Genomic DNA, 13,710 nt, shown 5'->3' on the forward strand with positions numbered 1-13,710 from the left:
GCGGGGATGATCCGGTGTGGCGGATCACCTCTCCGCACCGCTTCTGTGATGCACCTAACAGTACGGCCACACTGAGCCGTATGCTTATCCTGACGGGACAGTCGGCCTATCATTCTGGGACAGGGAATCGGAGGTGGCATGAAACCCCTTGCGCGCTACGCGTCGCTGAACGGCTACCTCGAGCTGTGCCGGTCGCTCGGGGTCGATCCGGCGCCGTTGATGAGGTCCGCGGGCCTCGATCCGTCCGGCCTGGCACTACAGGACCGGTGGGTCCCGGCCGCGGCGATCGCGCGTCTCCTCGAGCAGTCGGTAGAGAAGTCCGGCTACGAAGACTTCGGGGTGCGCCTTGCCGAACGCAGACAGTTCTCCAACCTCGGCCCGCTCAGTCTTGTCATCCGCGAGGAACCCGACGTCCGCAGTGCCCTGCGCGTGCTCACCCGGTATGCACACACGTACAACGAGGCGTTGCGGACGCGGATGTCCGAGGTGAACGGCCTGGTGACCCTCCGCATCGAACTCGATCTCGGGGAGTCACTCGAGACTCGGCAGTCGATCGAACTCGCGGTCGGCGTGCTGCACCGATTGCTGCGCGACTTCCTCGGCGGCGGCTGGAGACCACTCACGGTGTGTTTTCCGCACACGGCGCCGGCGGACACGGCAACGCATCGGCGACTGTTCGGTCCGGTCGTGACGTTCGAGAACGAGTTCGCCGGCATCGTCATCGAGGCGGCCGACCTCGACGCGCCCAACAAGATGTCCGACCCGCTCCTCCGCCCCTACACACAGCAGTTGCTGGACTCGTGGGAACCGGTGGACGACGTGACTATCGTGAGCCGGGTCCGCGAGCTGATCGAACTGCTGCTCCCCACCGGCCGCTGTTCCGTCGAGCAGGTGGCCCGCAGTCTGGGTGTGGATCGGAGGACCGTGCACCGGAAGCTCGCGGAGAGTGGGGAGTCGTTCTCGACGGTCCTCGACAGCACCCGCGCCGAGCTCGCCGAACGGATGGTGGCGAACCCTCGGCTGAGTCTCACCGAGATCGCGGACGTGCTGGCTTTCTCGGCGCCGAGCAACTTCTCACGATGGTTCCGCGGCCACTTCGGGGTCAGCCCCAGCCGTTGGCGGGAGCAGCGAACGGGTGAGCGCGGTTAGCCCATGTCTTCCGGGCGCGGGGTGGCGAAGGGGTGTCCGTTGAGGGTGCCGAGGTCAAGGCGCACCCCACAGCACGAACCAGCTGTCGAAGGGGATTTCCCGGTTCCGGCCCCACGGCCGGTGGCGAGTGCTTGGATTGAGGTATGTGCCGGTGGATGGCCTACTCGGGTGAACCGATCCTCGCGGAGGACCTGTTGTTCCGCCCTAAACACTCGCTGATCGATCAGAGTCTGCACTCACGTCTCGGGGCGACGACCACCAATGGTGACGGATTCGGTGTCGGCTGGTACGGCGAAGGCAGTGAGCCGGCGGTGTACAAGAGCATCGAACCGGCCTGGAACGACAGCAACCTGCGGGAGATCGCCGGCCAGGTGCGAACGCGAATGTTGCTTGCTCACGTGCGGGCCTCGACGGGAACGCCGGTGCAGCGCAGCAACTGTCACCCCTTCCGGCACGGGCGGTGGTTGTGGGTACACAACGGCGCCCTGCGCGGTTTCCACGAGATCAGACGCGACCTGGTGATGGCCGTCGACCCGGCCCTGTTCCTCGACATCGAGGGTTCGACGGATTCCGAAACGTTGTTTTTCCTCGCCCTCACATTCGGCCTCGCCGACGATCCTTTCGGTGCGGTTGCCCGCGCGGTCGGCTTCGTCGAAGACGTCGGCCGTGCACACGGTGTCGACCATCCGGTGCAGATGACCGTCGCCACGACGGAGGGTGAATCGCTGTGGGTCTTCCGGTATTCGAGTGAACGGCAGTCGAGGTCGCTGTTCTTCTCCACCGAACTCGCGAAGCTGCGCGCACTGCACCCCGAAGTCGAGGTCCTGCACGAACTCGGTGGGGAGACTCGTTTCGTGGTCTCCGAACCCCTCCGCGACCTCGAAGGCGCGTGGAACGAGGTGCCCGAGTCCTCCGCCGGAGTCGTTCGACCCGGGCAGGACGAGATCCGGCCATTCGAGCCGATCTCACCCGGCTGAGTGCAGGGCCTCTCTCTGCGAGAATGGACTGCCGCGCCGACATCGAAGGAGTCGCCATGACTGAACCGATCTTCGACAAGTCGGAGCAGCTGAAGCAGGTCGAACAGGGAATCCTTCCCGGTGAGCACATCATCGCCGTCTACGACTGCATCGGCGCGGGTACCGGCTTCCTCGGGATGACGAACCTGCGCGTCGTGATCCAGGACAAGAGCTTCGTCGGCAAGCGCACCGCGATCACGTCCATCCCCTACAAGCACATCCGGTCGATCGCATTCCTCAGCAACAAATCGTGGGCCGGCCAATTCTTCTCCTCCAGCAGCATCGCCCTCGCCGTCGCTGGGACCACCTACGAAGCCGACTTCCGCGGCGTCGACAAGGCCCACCACGTACACACGGTGATCCTCGGACACATCACATGATGTAGAAGATCTGTAAGGCCTTCGACCTTGCAAGGTGACGTGCCTGGCGGCCGGGATCAATGCACCCGGAGCACGTCGCGCAGGGCTTGCGCTGCGGCCGGGTTGGCGACGTCGCCGTGGTCGGTGATCGTCGCGTCGGCCTGGAGGTTGAAAACCTTGCTGTGCGTGAAGGTGTACTTGTGCGGAGGGGTCACCTTCCGTAGGAGTTGTTCAGTTCTGTCGAGTTCGGGGGTGTGTTGGGCGCCGTTGCGTCCCATCCCGCCGTAGGGGTCGTTCTGGTCGCCGAGCGCGGCGGCATTGTCGCGGGCGATGCGTGAGACCAGGGGGTAGGCGACGCCCACGGCGAGGTCATTTTTGGTGTGGGTGATGACAACCGGCCCGTTGACACGGCGCTCGCCGAGGACGGTACGGAACGCGCCGTCGTGCTGTCCGTCGAATCGTTGTGCCAGGCCGTTGTGGGAGGGAAGGATAGGCGGCTGCAGCTTGGCAAGTAGGGCGGTGTCGGGGGCGCCTCTGACGGCGGCGGAAACACTTGGTGTCGCGTCACCGGTGTGCTCCGGCGGCGAGGGGAACTCGGCGCCGGAGCCCGGCAGTGGTCAGATCCAGGGCATGTCGGGGTCGAGGGAATGGGAGATCACGCCGTCGTCGGGTTCGAGGGGGTAGTTCGCGGCGTGGTACGTGGCGCTGGAGTTGCCGAAGAGGTCGACGCCGCCCGGCTGGGTGAGTGAGGTGCCCGGCTCATAGAGTTCGACCTGCTCGGGGACGTCCTCGTCGGGGGCATCGCAGGCGACCATGGGCCACGCGTTGGCGCATCCGATACGGTCGCGCACCTGGAAGGTATGCGGGAACGTCGGTCCGGCGGCATCGGTGGGTACTGCTGCGGCGGTGGCACTCTGGGCCAGTACGGCACCGAAGGCGAGGGCGACGCCGGCTGCGGCTGCGGCTGCGGTGCGTGTTGTGGTCGAGGACATTCTGTGGCTCCTGAAGTTCGGGGTTTTGGTGTTCTCGGACGACTACTAGTTTTCGCCGGAAGTCGGCGTTCGATAACTCCCCGGAGGGGGTGGTCGGTGACCCGCAGGGGGAAAGGAACTACCCCTGGGAGGGGTTCCGCGGAGATCGCGCAATGTCTGTTTCGGCTCGGCAGGGGGAGTGGCTGCCCGCGCCGTCGGGCTCGGTGATCACTCGTCCCGGGTGCAGGGCACGCACCTATTCGAAAGAATCGAAAGATGTTACGATTATTTCGAATGGAAGGGGTTCAGAATGGGTGCGCAGGCGTTGGATCAGCACACGTACCTGCCGCAGGCGGCAGAGGGCGCTGGGTTGGCGGAGGTGGTGGGGTTCCTCGATGCGCATGAGCGACGACGCGGCGACCGGGTGGAGCCGCGGTATCTGTTGGTCGGTGCAGGTGAGCATGATCAGGTGGAATTGCCGGCGGAGGTGCATGCGGCGCTCAAGCAGGTTGTGGCCGCATTGCAGGCCGGGCGTGCGGTGACGGTGGCACCGCGGGCGACGATGTTGACGACGCAGCAGGCCGCGGATCTGCTGGGAGTGAGCCGGCCGACGGTGCGCCGGCTGATCGATGTGGGGGAGTTGCCGGCGGAGAAGGTCGGCACTCGGCATCGGCTGTTGTTGCGCGATGTGCTCGAGTATCAGCAGCAGCGCCGGGCCCGCCAGTACGAGGCGCTCGCCCAGACGGCTGTCGAGATCGACGACGAGGACGATCCGGCGATGGTGGCTGAGCAGTTGAAGATCGCGCGACGGGCGGTCGCGGAGCGTCGGCGCACCCGCAGTGGTGGCGGGTCAGCTGCGATGGGTGGTCGATAGGGCTGCCGGGGTGTTCGCAGCAGTTCTCGATACCTGTGTTCTCTGGCCGAGCCTGCAGCGGGACTTTCTGCTGTCCATGGCCGTTGAGGGCTTGTACCGGCCGTTGTGGTCGGAGGCGATTCTCGACGAGCTCGAATTCCATGAGGCCGCCAAGCTCGAACGACGCGGGCACAGTGCGGCGGCGGCGCAAGCGACTGGTGCGCGGCTCGTGGGGACGATGCGCGAGCACTTCGACGACGCCCTCGTGACTGGCTGGGAGCCGCTCGAGGGTACGTTCTCGCTGCCGGATCCTGACGATGAGCACGTCGTTGCGGCCGCCGTCGTGGGCGGAGCCGGGGTGATCGTCACCCTGAATCGGAAAGACTTTCCAGAAGCCCAAATTCCGGGACACATCCAGGTGGTCTCGCCGGCGGAGTTTGCGGCCGATACGGTGTCGGTGTTACCGACTGCGGCGGCGCGGGCGGTCGAGATGCTTGCGACCCGCCTGGCGCGACCACCGATGACCGTGGACGAGGTCCTCGATCAGTTGGTGGCGCGTTACGGCATGGACGATGCGGTAGCGCTAGTGCGCGATCGAGGCTGATTGCCATCCGGACGTGGCCCTCACGTGCTGAATTGAGCTGTGCCGCGGCGGTTTAGCCGACCTCCTTAGCTAGCCAGTCAGTCGGCGTTTCATCGATGGTCTTGCCTCTGTTGGACTGCTTTTTCGTCAGGGTGCGAGGGCGCACATCGCCAGGTCGACGACGGCGTCCGCGTGGTCGTGGGTGAGTGGATGCGCTCCGCTCTGCCAGCGGTAGAACATCGGCGCCATGAACAACTCGAACGCGAGGACGAGGTCGACGTCGGGCCGCATCTGGCCGGCGTCCTGCGCGGAACGAAACCGAGCCGCGACGAACTCGAACTGCGGCCGGTAGATCCGCTCGACGATCTGTTTCTGCAGTGCAGGATCCTGCAGCGATTCGATGGACAGCGCCCGGAACAGTGGTTCGAATTCCGGTGAGGTGAACTCGTCGACCGTGGCCCGTAAAACCAGGCGCATGTCGGCGGCGAGGTCGCCGGTGTCCGGTAGGACCAGCGTCTCGTGAGCACGGGCCGCGTTCTGTTCGTGCAGGGCGTCCACGACGAGCGCACCCTTGGATCGCCACCACCGGTAGATGGTCTGTTTCCCGACCTTCGCGCGCGCGGCGATACCTTCGATACTGATTCTCGCGTAGGGCAGTTCGCGGATGAGTTCCTGCGTGGTTTGCACGATCGCGGCGCGGGACCGTTCGGAACGGCGGGGATTGTCGGCGGACGGCATGAACTGATCATAGACCAGACGATACGTATCGTCTTGGCTCAGACTTTCGCACGTGCCACTCTTGACCGAGACGGACCGTTCCGTATCGAGAGGATGAAGATGACTCGCTCACACATCGCCATGGTCAGCATTCCGGCGCCCGGGCACGTCAACCCGAGCCTGGAAATTCTCCGCGAACTCGTCGAACGCGGTCACCGCGTGACGTACGCCAACGACGCCGCCGTCAAGGACGTCATCGAGAGCGCCGGGGCGGAGTTCAAGGAGTACACCTCGACGCTGCCGCGCGTGAACACCGCGGCTGCGACGGAAGGGGCGGAGAAGTCCTGGGAGGGAGACACAATCGATCAGCTCACCCTGTTCCAGACCGAGTACGAGTCGATGCTGCCGCAACTACGGTCGCTGTACGAGGACGACCGCCCCGACCTGTTCCTCTACGACATCGCGGGAGGGCCTGCCCGGGTTCTCGCCGAGGAATGGGGTGTGCCGATCGTGCAGCTGTCGCCGACGTACGTCGCGTGGGAGGGCTATGAGGACGACATGAGATCGTTCGTGGAAACGATGCGGGCAGACCCACGCGGGGCGGCCCTGTACGAACGGGAGCGCAAACTTCTGGTGGACAACGGTGTCGAGACCGACCCGGACGAGTTCTACGGGCGCCCCACCCGAGCGGTGGTGCTGATCGCGAAATCTATGCAGCCCAACGCCGACCGAGTGAACGAGGATGTCTACACGTTCGTCGGACCGGCGCTGCCCACCCGACGGCCTGCCGACGGCCGGTGGCGACGTCCGGCAGGCGCGGCCAAGGTGCTGCTCATCTCGCTCGGCGCGGCGTTCACCGATCACGCCGACTTCTACCGACGCTGCATCGAGGCGTTCGGCGACCTCGACGGCTGGCATGTCGTTCTGCAGCTCGGGCAGCACGTCGACGTCGCCGAACTCGGAACCGTGCCCGGCAACGTCGAGGTTCACCGCTGGGTGCCTCAATTCGACATTCTGAGGCAAGCCGACGCGTTCCTCACCCATGCCGGCATGGGCGGGTCCAGCGAGGGAATGTTCACGGGAACCCCGATGATCGCCGCACCGCAGGCCACCGACCAGTTCGAGAACGCCGACGCCCTCGTGGCCGCCGGAGTGGCGGTGCGAGTGGACAGTTCGGAGGTGTCGGCCACCGGATTGCGGGACGCGCTCGCGCACATCGACACCGAGCCGGTCCGGCGCCGTAGCGCGGAGCTCGCGGCCGAGCTGCGTTCTGCGGGTGGGGTGGATGCCGCCGTCCGGGTGATCGAGGAATTTCTCGAGGAAAGATGCTCACCGATGGCGAGCAATGATGCGGGCCGTGGGTAGCTCGACGATCTGACGGGATCGGCAATCACGCGTTTTGAAGGGCTTCTCATTGCACCTGCCGTTGCCGCTGGCGAGTTCGACAGCCAAAGCCGGGCCTCGGTAACAGCACGGACGGGCAGGTGTCTCCCTGCAGATCACAGCAGATCGTCAACCTGCCGCAGCGCGTCAGTGATTCGTGAACGCGCGGACTCGGCGAGACCCCGTACCGGCTGCGGCAGATTGGGTGATTCGACGAGGCCGAGGTGTTCGGCGATGGCGGATACGACGCGCAGGCTTCCATGGGTGCGGAACAATTCCCAGATAGGTTCGAGTCGATTCGACAGCGCGGCAGCGGTTTTCGATTCGTCGTTCTGAGATGCGCGGGTCAGGGCCAGGCATGGCTTCGGAAGCACGCCGGCAAGCACGCTGTACCACACGTCGCAGCCGGCGTTGAGGCCGATCGCGGCGGAGGCGTCTCCGCTGACGCCGATCGTGACCGTCGACGGGATGTGAGATCGGAGGGAGTTCACTCGACCGGCTGCCTCGGCGGGGTCGAGGGGGACACCGGGAATCTTGATCGACCCGATATTCGGAAGTTCCGCGATGCGGCTGTGCAGTTCATCGGTGAAGGTGAAGTGGGTGGTACCGGGATTGTCGTAGACACACAGCGGTACGGACAGTTCACGTGTCACCGCTTCGTAAAGGCCGAACACTTCGTCTGCGGTCAGTTGTTGGTAGGACATCGGTGCCAGCAGCACCGCGGCGGCGCCGGCATTTTGTGCGTCTTCGGCGAGGGCGCGGACGTGTGCGGTGCGCAGCGAACCGATACCGATCATGACCGGTGTGGTGCCCGTTGCGGCCACGGCGAGCTGTGCGACGCGCTTGCGCTCTTCTCGGGTCAGGTAGGCGTAGCTCCCGGTGGACCCGAGGGCGCCGATGGAATCGACCCCCGCGTCAGCCAAGCGCGAGACCATTCGGGAGAACGCGGAATCGTCGATTTCTGTCTCGTTCACGGGGGTGAGGAGGAACGCGGACAGTCCGGTGAACATCGGTCGAACCTCACTTCGCTCGGGTGTGGGACAAAGTACGCGAGGCGTTGGCGAGGATTCAGATCGCCCCGAGGTGACAGAATGTCAGCGCCCGAGGCATTCGGTCCCTCGTCCGAATTCCGCAGCTCGGTCCCGTTGACGCTGACGTTCTTGCCGGGGTGATCGGATCAGTGTGCTGTTCTGCGTGCGAATGCTGTGATCGCCAATAGGTAGCCGCCGAGTGTGATTCCGGCACACCACAACACTGCGAGCCAGGCAGTGTCGGCGACCGGTCCGCCGGTGAGCAGACCCCGAACAGTTTCGATCACCGGGGTGACCGGCTGGTTCTCGGCGAACGAGTGCAACCAGGCCGGCATGGTGTCGGTTGGGACGAACGCACTGCTCACGTAGGGGAGGAACAAGAGGAAGAAGGTGAATCCCCCGGCTGCTTCCTCACTGCCGGCGAGTAGTCCCAGTGCGGCGGCGAGCCAGGAGATGGCGAGGATGAACAACGCAATGATCCCGAACGCGGCCAACCACTCCAGGGGCCCGGCGGACGGTCGGAAACCCATCACCAGCGCGACGGCGATAACGACCCATGACGTCACGAGGTTACGTGCGACGCTGGAGAGGACGTGACCGAACAGGAACGCGGATCGGGTGATCGGCATCGACCGGAACCTGTCGACGATGCCGTGCACCATGTCGCTCGCCACGCCGACCGCCGTCTGCGAGGAGCCGAATCCCGCGCACAGCAGGATGATCCCCGGAACGACGTAGTTCAGGTAGCCGGTGCCGGTGTCCATCGCCCCGCCGAAAACGTAGACGAAAAGCAGCAGAAGCAGTACCGGAAAGGCGACGCCCATGATCACGGTCTCGGGGCTGCGCAGGATGCGTGTCGTGGTGCGGGCGGTCATCGCGGCGACATCGGCGACGGGGTGGGGGCGGGTGTCGACGGTCATCGGGCTGTTGCCTCGTTTCGGATCGGTGCGGCGGGGGGCTTGTCGGTGAGCGCGAAGAACACGTCGTCGAGGCTGGGGGAGTGGAGCGACAGGGTCCCGACAGTCACGCTCTGGTCGTCGACCCGGTCGAGGAGGGCTTTGATCTGACCGATGCTCCCGTCCGTCGGGATCGCAATCGTGCAGCGGTCCGCGTCGACCACGACCTCGTCGAAGGAGGCGGCGACTGTCTCGAGCTGGGACGGCTGGGTGAGCATCAGTTCGAGGTGGCCCCCGGGAACGAGTCGTTTCAGTTCGTCGGGAGTACCTTCCGCAACGATCCTGCCCTCGTCGAGCACGGCGACGCGGTCGGCGAGTTGGTCTGCCTCTTCGAGGTATTGGGTAGTGAGAAAGATCGTCACACCGTCGTTGGCGAGGCGCCGGACGACATCCCACATCGTCTGCCGGCTCCGTGGGTCGAGTCCGGTGGTGGGTTCGTCGAGAAAAATCACCTCCGGCCGGGCAACCAAGCTCATCGCGAGGTCGAGGCGGCGTGCCATGCCACCCGAGTACGTGCCTGCGCGCCGCCTGCCCGCGTCGACCAGGTCGAACTGTTCGAGCAGCTCGCGTGCCCGCTGTCTGCCCTCGGCTCGACCGAGATGACCGAGGCGGGCCATCAGCCGCAAGTTCTCCTCGGCGGTGAGCAGGTCGTCGACGGCCGCGTACTGGCCGGTGAGACTGATCGAGCGTCGGATGCCCTGGGCGTCGTCGTGCAGGTCCGGCGATGGTCACGGTGCCCGCATTGGCTGGTGTGAGGGTCGACAGGATGCGGACCATCGTGGTCTTGCCTGCGCCGTTGACCCCGAGAAGTGCGAACACGCTGCCGCGTGGAACGAGGAGGTCGACGCCGTCGAGGACGGCGACGTCCCGGAACGATTTTCGCAATCCGGTGACGGTGATCGCGGGATCGCAGTGGCGGTCAGCGACCGCCGACCCAAACTGTGTACGACGTATATTCATGGTGTGCAGCGTACGCAGTTTTAAGATGAGCGCCAGACCCCGACGAAGTGGAATACCGATGACGCAGCCCCTCGAAGGCCCGACAAGCCGCACGCCCGCCGACCTGCCCAAGGCAATGAGACTGGCCTGGGGCTTGGAGGAGGCCGGGTCGCGCGGTCCCCGTAAGGGCCTCACGCTCGACCGGGTGCTCGACGCCGCGATCGAGGTGGCCGACGTCGAAGGTCTCGCGGGGCTGTCGATGAGCCGCGTCGCCAAGCAACTGGGGTTCACCACCATGTCGCTCTACCGGTATGTCGACAGCAAGGATGACCTGATCGAGCTGATGGCGGACCGCGCGATCGGCGCCCCGCCCACCGACCTGCCGGTGTCCGGTCCGTGTAGGGACCGGCTCGAAGCCTGGGCCCGAGCCGAGTACCGGAGCGCACGCGTCCATGCTTGGTGGGCTGAACTGTCCATTTCGGCGCCGCCGACCGGGCCGAACAACCTGTCGTGGCTCGAGGCGGGACTGCGCACCCTCGCGGACACAACGTTGCCCGAAGACACGAAGGTGCAAGTGGTACTCAATGTTTCACTGTTCGTGATCGGGCGCGCCCGGTTCGTCAACGACCTGGAGCGGTCGGCGGCGTCCACCACACCGGTCGACTATTCGCAGATGCTCCCACTCCTGCTCGACCGGGAGCGATTCCCCGCGCTACTGTCCGCGATCGCCGCCGGGGCATTCGATCCGGACGGGAGCGACGACGCCGATTGGCTCGAGGACGACTTCCGCTTCGGCCTCGACCGCATGCTCGACGGCATAGACCGGTTGGTGGAGAAAACCGACGCCGGATGACGCCGCCACGGAATTCCCTGCGGACCGTGACCGAGGCCGGTACCGGGGCGGACGCGTAACTTATGGGAGCTACCCGGGCGGCATCTGCCGGAACCTCTGAACGTAGGAATTCCAATTCCAGGTGGATAGGAAAGCTTGTGCCGCTTCGTATCCGTTCCGGTAAAGAGCCTCGACGTCTTCCTGGTGAATGTCGAAGTCGAGAGCCCCGACATCGGTGGAGTTCACCCGAATTGCACGGACACTCACCCACGGCTGGTTCAGGTACGCCTGATCGCGACCGACGAGCATGGTGCTGAGAACGCTCTCGAACAGGTGCGGTGGCCCGAGAAGGCGCAGGAGTCTGAGATGGGGGATGACGTCATCGTTCCCGGCCGGCAGATTGGGCAGAACGGTGACCCCGAAGGTGGGCCATTGGGGCAACTGTCCATCGGTCCGATCCAGTGAATCGATCGGGAAGTTCGAGAGCACTCCGCCGTCCACCAGCGTCGAGGTCATTCCGGCGGCACTGGTCAACGAGACAGGACGGAAGAAAAACGGAATCGCCATGGACGCCCGTACCGCGTCGGCGACGGACTGGGCGTTGGGGTCGAGGCCGTAGACCCGTTCGAAGTCCCAGGGCAGGCGCACCAGTTGCCCCGTCGTCACGTCGGTCACGGTGACCACCAGCCTGTACCGCTGTTTCATTGGCAGGGTGCCGTCAATCTCGAGGTCGTGAAAGGTGGAGACTCCGAGCCTCTCGAGCGTGTCCTTGATCCACTGGTGGACACGATCGCCCCGGTAGAGTCCGGTGCCCCGCAGCAGCGCCCACGATTGCCCGAGGATCGGGATGTTCTCGAGGAGACCGGGATCGAGAAACTCTCGATAGTCGAGATGGGTGAGTCTCCTCAACTGCTCGCCGGTCACAGGTTCCCCGCTGGCGGTGACGGCCGCAAGGATGGCACCCACGACCGCGCCCGCCGACGTACCGGACACGCGATGGATCGTGTATCCGGCATCGATGAGCGCGGACGCGGCGCCGACCAACCCGATTCCTTTGACGCCGCCACCTGCTAGGACGAGGTCGGCTTCTTTGCTGTCTTTTGACGCGCTCACATCTATCTACCCCCTGGCCGCTCGTACATCCGTCCCGGTCGCACCTGATGCGGACGCTAGGCCCCGCACTGGTGCGGCCGGAGTGCTCCCATCGTCCTCGCTCCCTCGCCGGTGAGTGGCGAATTCGAGAGCTTCCGTATAGGGCGTCCGGATTTTCTGGTCCGCCAGTGGCACCGGACAGGCCGACACTGACATCGTCCGGTATCTGGCACGCCTGCACGCGGACTCGCACTGTCGCATCATCCTGAAACTCTCGCTGCGATGTCCGCGTGCACCCACAGCGTCACGGCCGCGTCCGCCCAACTACCGATTACTTTGACGCAGCAGCCGGGTGAAACCAGCCCGCGAACCGGCCACCGTCAGCCCCTCTTTCGCCACCTCTCGCAGGACTGGCTCGTCCGTGCCGCGGCCGGCGATCTCACTCTGCATGAACTGGAGATCTCGTGCATCGTTGCCGGTCCATCTGGTCACCTCGGCCACCAGCTCTGCCACCTGTTCATCCCACTCCTCGTCTGCGACGGCATCCGGCCGGACAAGGAAGATGTCGATGTCGCTGTCGATCGACATCGTTCCGCGTGCAGCGGAGCCGAACACGGCGGCATACACCGGGGGAATCTCCCAGCTGGCCAACCGCGCCTCCAACCTGCGCAGGAATTCCCCGGTCAAACCGGCGAGACCGATGATATGAGGGAAGGCCAAGTGCTCACGATTGAGCTGATACACGAACGCGTTACCCACCCTGGAAGATAGCACGGTGCCCTGCTTGCGTAAGCGTTGCAACACCTTTCGTATCCCCTCTTCCGAATGGCGCGGCAGCACCCGGTGCAGCTGGCCGGTCGTGAAAGTCGCCTCGGAGGCGGCTGCCAGCGCAGCGAGCACATCACCGTCGAGCGTGGGCGTCACTGTCTGTAGCGGGCGGATCAGATCCATAGTTCCGTTCCCTAGCGACTCGCTTACACGTACTATTGTACGTCTACCCGCACTATAGTACGGGATCTGTCACCGGGGTTGCGGAAAATGGTGTCACTGGTCGAACTGCGCACTCCGCAGAGCGAGATCGATCGCGGTCGCTCTAGAGATTAGACGGGCGAACCTATTCGACTCTATCCGCCACTCACGAGCAGTACACGTTCTGTCTGCTTTGCGTCGCAAGTCGGCCGCCGACCGTTCGCGGGGCCTGGGGCGTGTCTGGTTAGCGTCAAAAACGTTGTGTACGAGTTCGGGTGCATCGACTTCAGGTGTCGGCGGATGAGCGACGAGACGTGATCGGGGAGTCATGGCCGCGTCATCCGACGATGGCGGCCTGGCCGATTTAGGCTCGGACGATGGTGCGCGCAACCGACTTCATCAAACAGGTGGTCTCCTCGACGCTCTACCGCCCGGACGGGGCAGTGGAAACGACCCGAGATCCCGCGGTGTGGACCCTGGCTCACCGCGGATACAGCGGGTCCGGTCGCCTCGACGTGTGGGCCTACCGAACACAGGCTGCCGCACTTCGAGCGGGTGCCGTCCTGGCGATGGAAGCCGGCATGGACGAAGACCCTCAATGTGCAGAACTGTTTGCGGCAGGCCGCTGGTCGGAAGTGATGGAGCGGTATGAAGAGCTGAGCCCGGAAGGTCATCTGTTGCGAGTTCAGGCCGCGTTGCTGCAAGCGTAGGCGCCGAACAGGCCACGGCGATGGGGCTCGACTGCGAGGATGGTGCGTGGGTCGGGACCCCCACTACCGGAGGATTCCATGTCTCGGCTTCTGCGCCTGACCCTCATCGCGTCCACGGTGGCCGCCGCCTTGTCCCTGACCGCGGCGCCC

Annotated in this window: 15 protein-coding genes and 1 pseudogene; 8 read left to right on the forward strand and 8 right to left on the reverse strand. The window is 65.0% G+C overall.

Annotated elements, in window-relative coordinates; translation table 11 throughout:
- Nucleotides 1-138: 138 nt before the first annotated feature.
- From GFS60_RS21755 to GFS60_RS21765, 3 genes are all read left to right on the forward strand, one after another.
- Nucleotides 139-1,149, forward strand: coding sequence for an AraC family transcriptional regulator (locus GFS60_RS21755; RefSeq protein ID WP_159924490.1), 1,011 nt, complete (start codon nt 139-141; stop codon nt 1,147-1,149).
- Nucleotides 1,150-1,304: 155 nt separating this feature from the next.
- Complete coding sequence (locus GFS60_RS21760) at nt 1,305-2,126, forward strand: class II glutamine amidotransferase (protein ID WP_159924492.1); 822 nt, start codon at nt 1,305-1,307, stop codon at nt 2,124-2,126.
- Nucleotides 2,127-2,182: 56 nt separating this feature from the next.
- Entirely contained in the window at nt 2,183-2,545 is a 363-nt protein-coding gene (locus tag GFS60_RS21765; protein WP_159924494.1) for a PH domain-containing protein, read from the forward strand.
- A 56-nt stretch (nt 2,546-2,601) separates the two neighbouring features.
- Here the strand turns inward: GFS60_RS21765 and GFS60_RS21770 are convergent, their stop codons facing one another.
- Complete coding sequence (locus GFS60_RS21770; RefSeq protein WP_236603239.1) at nt 2,602-2,886, reverse strand: hypothetical protein; 285 nt, start codon at nt 2,884-2,886, stop codon at nt 2,602-2,604.
- Nucleotides 2,887-3,141: 255 nt separating this feature from the next.
- Nucleotides 3,142-3,516 carry a hypothetical protein gene (locus GFS60_RS21775; protein WP_159924496.1) on the reverse strand — a complete coding sequence of 125 codons (375 nt, stop codon included), beginning with the start codon at nt 3,514-3,516 and terminating at the stop codon, nt 3,142-3,144.
- A gap of 289 nt (nt 3,517-3,805) precedes the next feature.
- On the opposite strand from GFS60_RS21775, the gene GFS60_RS21780 reads away from it, so the two are divergent.
- Both GFS60_RS21780 and GFS60_RS21785 read left to right on the forward strand, forming a co-directional pair.
- Nucleotides 3,806-4,369: a helix-turn-helix domain-containing protein gene (locus GFS60_RS21780; RefSeq protein WP_159924498.1), complete on the forward strand. Its 564-nt coding sequence runs from the start codon at nt 3,806-3,808 to the stop codon at nt 4,367-4,369.
- A gap of 10 nt (nt 4,370-4,379) precedes the next feature.
- The gene (locus GFS60_RS21785) at nt 4,380-4,952 is read left to right on the forward strand and encodes a PIN domain-containing protein (RefSeq protein WP_159927434.1); all 573 of its coding nucleotides are present in this window, start codon (nt 4,380-4,382) and stop codon (nt 4,950-4,952) included.
- Nucleotides 4,953-5,078: 126 nt separating this feature from the next.
- Here GFS60_RS21785 and GFS60_RS21790 read toward each other — a convergent pair whose 3' ends face one another.
- Nucleotides 5,079-5,669, reverse strand: coding sequence for a TetR/AcrR family transcriptional regulator (locus GFS60_RS21790; protein ID WP_159924500.1), 591 nt, complete (start codon nt 5,667-5,669; stop codon nt 5,079-5,081).
- Between the two features lie 93 nt (nt 5,670-5,762).
- On the opposite strand from GFS60_RS21790, the gene GFS60_RS21795 reads away from it, so the two are divergent.
- Entirely contained in the window at nt 5,763-7,013 is a 1,251-nt protein-coding gene (locus GFS60_RS21795; protein ID WP_159924502.1) for a macrolide family glycosyltransferase, read from the forward strand.
- A gap of 134 nt (nt 7,014-7,147) precedes the next feature.
- On the opposite strand, the gene GFS60_RS21800 is transcribed toward GFS60_RS21795, so the two are convergent.
- The 3 genes and pseudogenes from GFS60_RS21800 to GFS60_RS21810 all read right to left on the reverse strand — a co-directional run bounded on the left by GFS60_RS21800 (nt 7,148) and on the right by GFS60_RS21810 (nt 9,978).
- The gene (locus GFS60_RS21800) at nt 7,148-8,041 is read right to left on the reverse strand and encodes a dihydrodipicolinate synthase family protein (RefSeq protein ID WP_159924504.1); all 894 of its coding nucleotides are present in this window, start codon (nt 8,039-8,041) and stop codon (nt 7,148-7,150) included.
- A 167-nt stretch (nt 8,042-8,208) separates the two neighbouring features.
- The gene (locus tag GFS60_RS21805; RefSeq protein ID WP_159924506.1) at nt 8,209-8,982 is read right to left on the reverse strand and encodes an ABC transporter permease; all 774 of its coding nucleotides are present in this window, start codon (nt 8,980-8,982) and stop codon (nt 8,209-8,211) included.
- Nucleotides 8,979-9,978, reverse strand: a pseudogene (locus tag GFS60_RS21810) (ATP-binding cassette domain-containing protein). Before GFS60_RS21810 ends, GFS60_RS21805 begins: the two are co-directional and overlap by 4 nt.
- A gap of 58 nt (nt 9,979-10,036) precedes the next feature.
- Here GFS60_RS21810 and GFS60_RS21815 point away from each other — a divergent pair.
- Complete coding sequence (locus tag GFS60_RS21815) at nt 10,037-10,810, forward strand: TetR/AcrR family transcriptional regulator (RefSeq protein WP_159924508.1); 774 nt, start codon at nt 10,037-10,039, stop codon at nt 10,808-10,810.
- Nucleotides 10,811-10,879: 69 nt separating this feature from the next.
- Here GFS60_RS21815 and GFS60_RS21820 read toward each other — a convergent pair whose 3' ends face one another.
- Both GFS60_RS21820 and GFS60_RS21825 read right to left on the reverse strand, forming a co-directional pair.
- Nucleotides 10,880-11,902: a patatin-like phospholipase family protein gene (locus tag GFS60_RS21820; RefSeq protein WP_159924510.1), complete on the reverse strand. Its 1,023-nt coding sequence runs from the start codon at nt 11,900-11,902 to the stop codon at nt 10,880-10,882.
- A 303-nt stretch (nt 11,903-12,205) separates the two neighbouring features.
- Nucleotides 12,206-12,832 carry a nucleotidyltransferase domain-containing protein gene (locus GFS60_RS21825; RefSeq protein ID WP_159924512.1) on the reverse strand — a complete coding sequence of 209 codons (627 nt, stop codon included), beginning with the start codon at nt 12,830-12,832 and terminating at the stop codon, nt 12,206-12,208.
- Nucleotides 12,833-13,227: 395 nt separating this feature from the next.
- Here GFS60_RS21825 and GFS60_RS21830 point away from each other — a divergent pair, with 395 nt between their 5' ends.
- The gene (locus GFS60_RS21830; RefSeq protein ID WP_159924514.1) at nt 13,228-13,560 is read left to right on the forward strand and encodes a hypothetical protein; all 333 of its coding nucleotides are present in this window, start codon (nt 13,228-13,230) and stop codon (nt 13,558-13,560) included.
- The last annotated feature ends 150 nt before the right edge of the window (nt 13,561-13,710 follow it).

It is taken from the genome of Rhodococcus sp. WAY2 (assembly GCF_009859915.1).
GTDB classification, from domain to species: domain Bacteria; phylum Actinomycetota; class Actinomycetes; order Mycobacteriales; family Mycobacteriaceae; genus Rhodococcus_F; species Rhodococcus_F oxybenzonivorans.

What these genes read in the sequence shown, in the direction of transcription:
- GFS60_RS21755 (WP_159924490.1), top strand. Translation starts at nt 139, where the DNA reads ATGAAACCCCTTGCGCGCTACGCGTCGCTGAACGGCTACCTCGAGCTG.
- GFS60_RS21760 (WP_159924492.1), top strand. Translation starts at nt 1,305, where the DNA reads ATGGCCTACTCGGGTGAACCGATCCTCGCGGAGGACCTGTTGTTCCGC.
- GFS60_RS21765 (WP_159924494.1), top strand. Translation starts at nt 2,183, where the DNA reads ATGACTGAACCGATCTTCGACAAGTCGGAGCAGCTGAAGCAGGTCGAA.
- GFS60_RS21775 (WP_159924496.1), bottom strand. Translation starts at nt 3,516, where the DNA reads ATGTCCTCGACCACAACACGCACCGCAGCCGCAGCCGCAGCCGGCGTC.
- GFS60_RS21780 (WP_159924498.1), top strand. Translation starts at nt 3,806, where the DNA reads ATGGGTGCGCAGGCGTTGGATCAGCACACGTACCTGCCGCAGGCGGCA.
- GFS60_RS21790 (WP_159924500.1), bottom strand. Translation starts at nt 5,669, where the DNA reads ATGCCGTCCGCCGACAATCCCCGCCGTTCCGAACGGTCCCGCGCCGCG.
- GFS60_RS21795 (WP_159924502.1), top strand. Translation starts at nt 5,763, where the DNA reads ATGAAGATGACTCGCTCACACATCGCCATGGTCAGCATTCCGGCGCCC.
- GFS60_RS21800 (WP_159924504.1), bottom strand. Translation starts at nt 8,041, where the DNA reads ATGTTCACCGGACTGTCCGCGTTCCTCCTCACCCCCGTGAACGAGACA.
- GFS60_RS21805 (WP_159924506.1), bottom strand. Translation starts at nt 8,982, where the DNA reads ATGACCGTCGACACCCGCCCCCACCCCGTCGCCGATGTCGCCGCGATG.
- GFS60_RS21815 (WP_159924508.1), top strand. Translation starts at nt 10,037, where the DNA reads ATGACGCAGCCCCTCGAAGGCCCGACAAGCCGCACGCCCGCCGACCTG.
- GFS60_RS21825 (WP_159924512.1), bottom strand. Translation starts at nt 12,832, where the DNA reads ATGGATCTGATCCGCCCGCTACAGACAGTGACGCCCACGCTCGACGGT.
- GFS60_RS21830 (WP_159924514.1), top strand. Translation starts at nt 13,228, where the DNA reads ATGGTGCGCGCAACCGACTTCATCAAACAGGTGGTCTCCTCGACGCTC.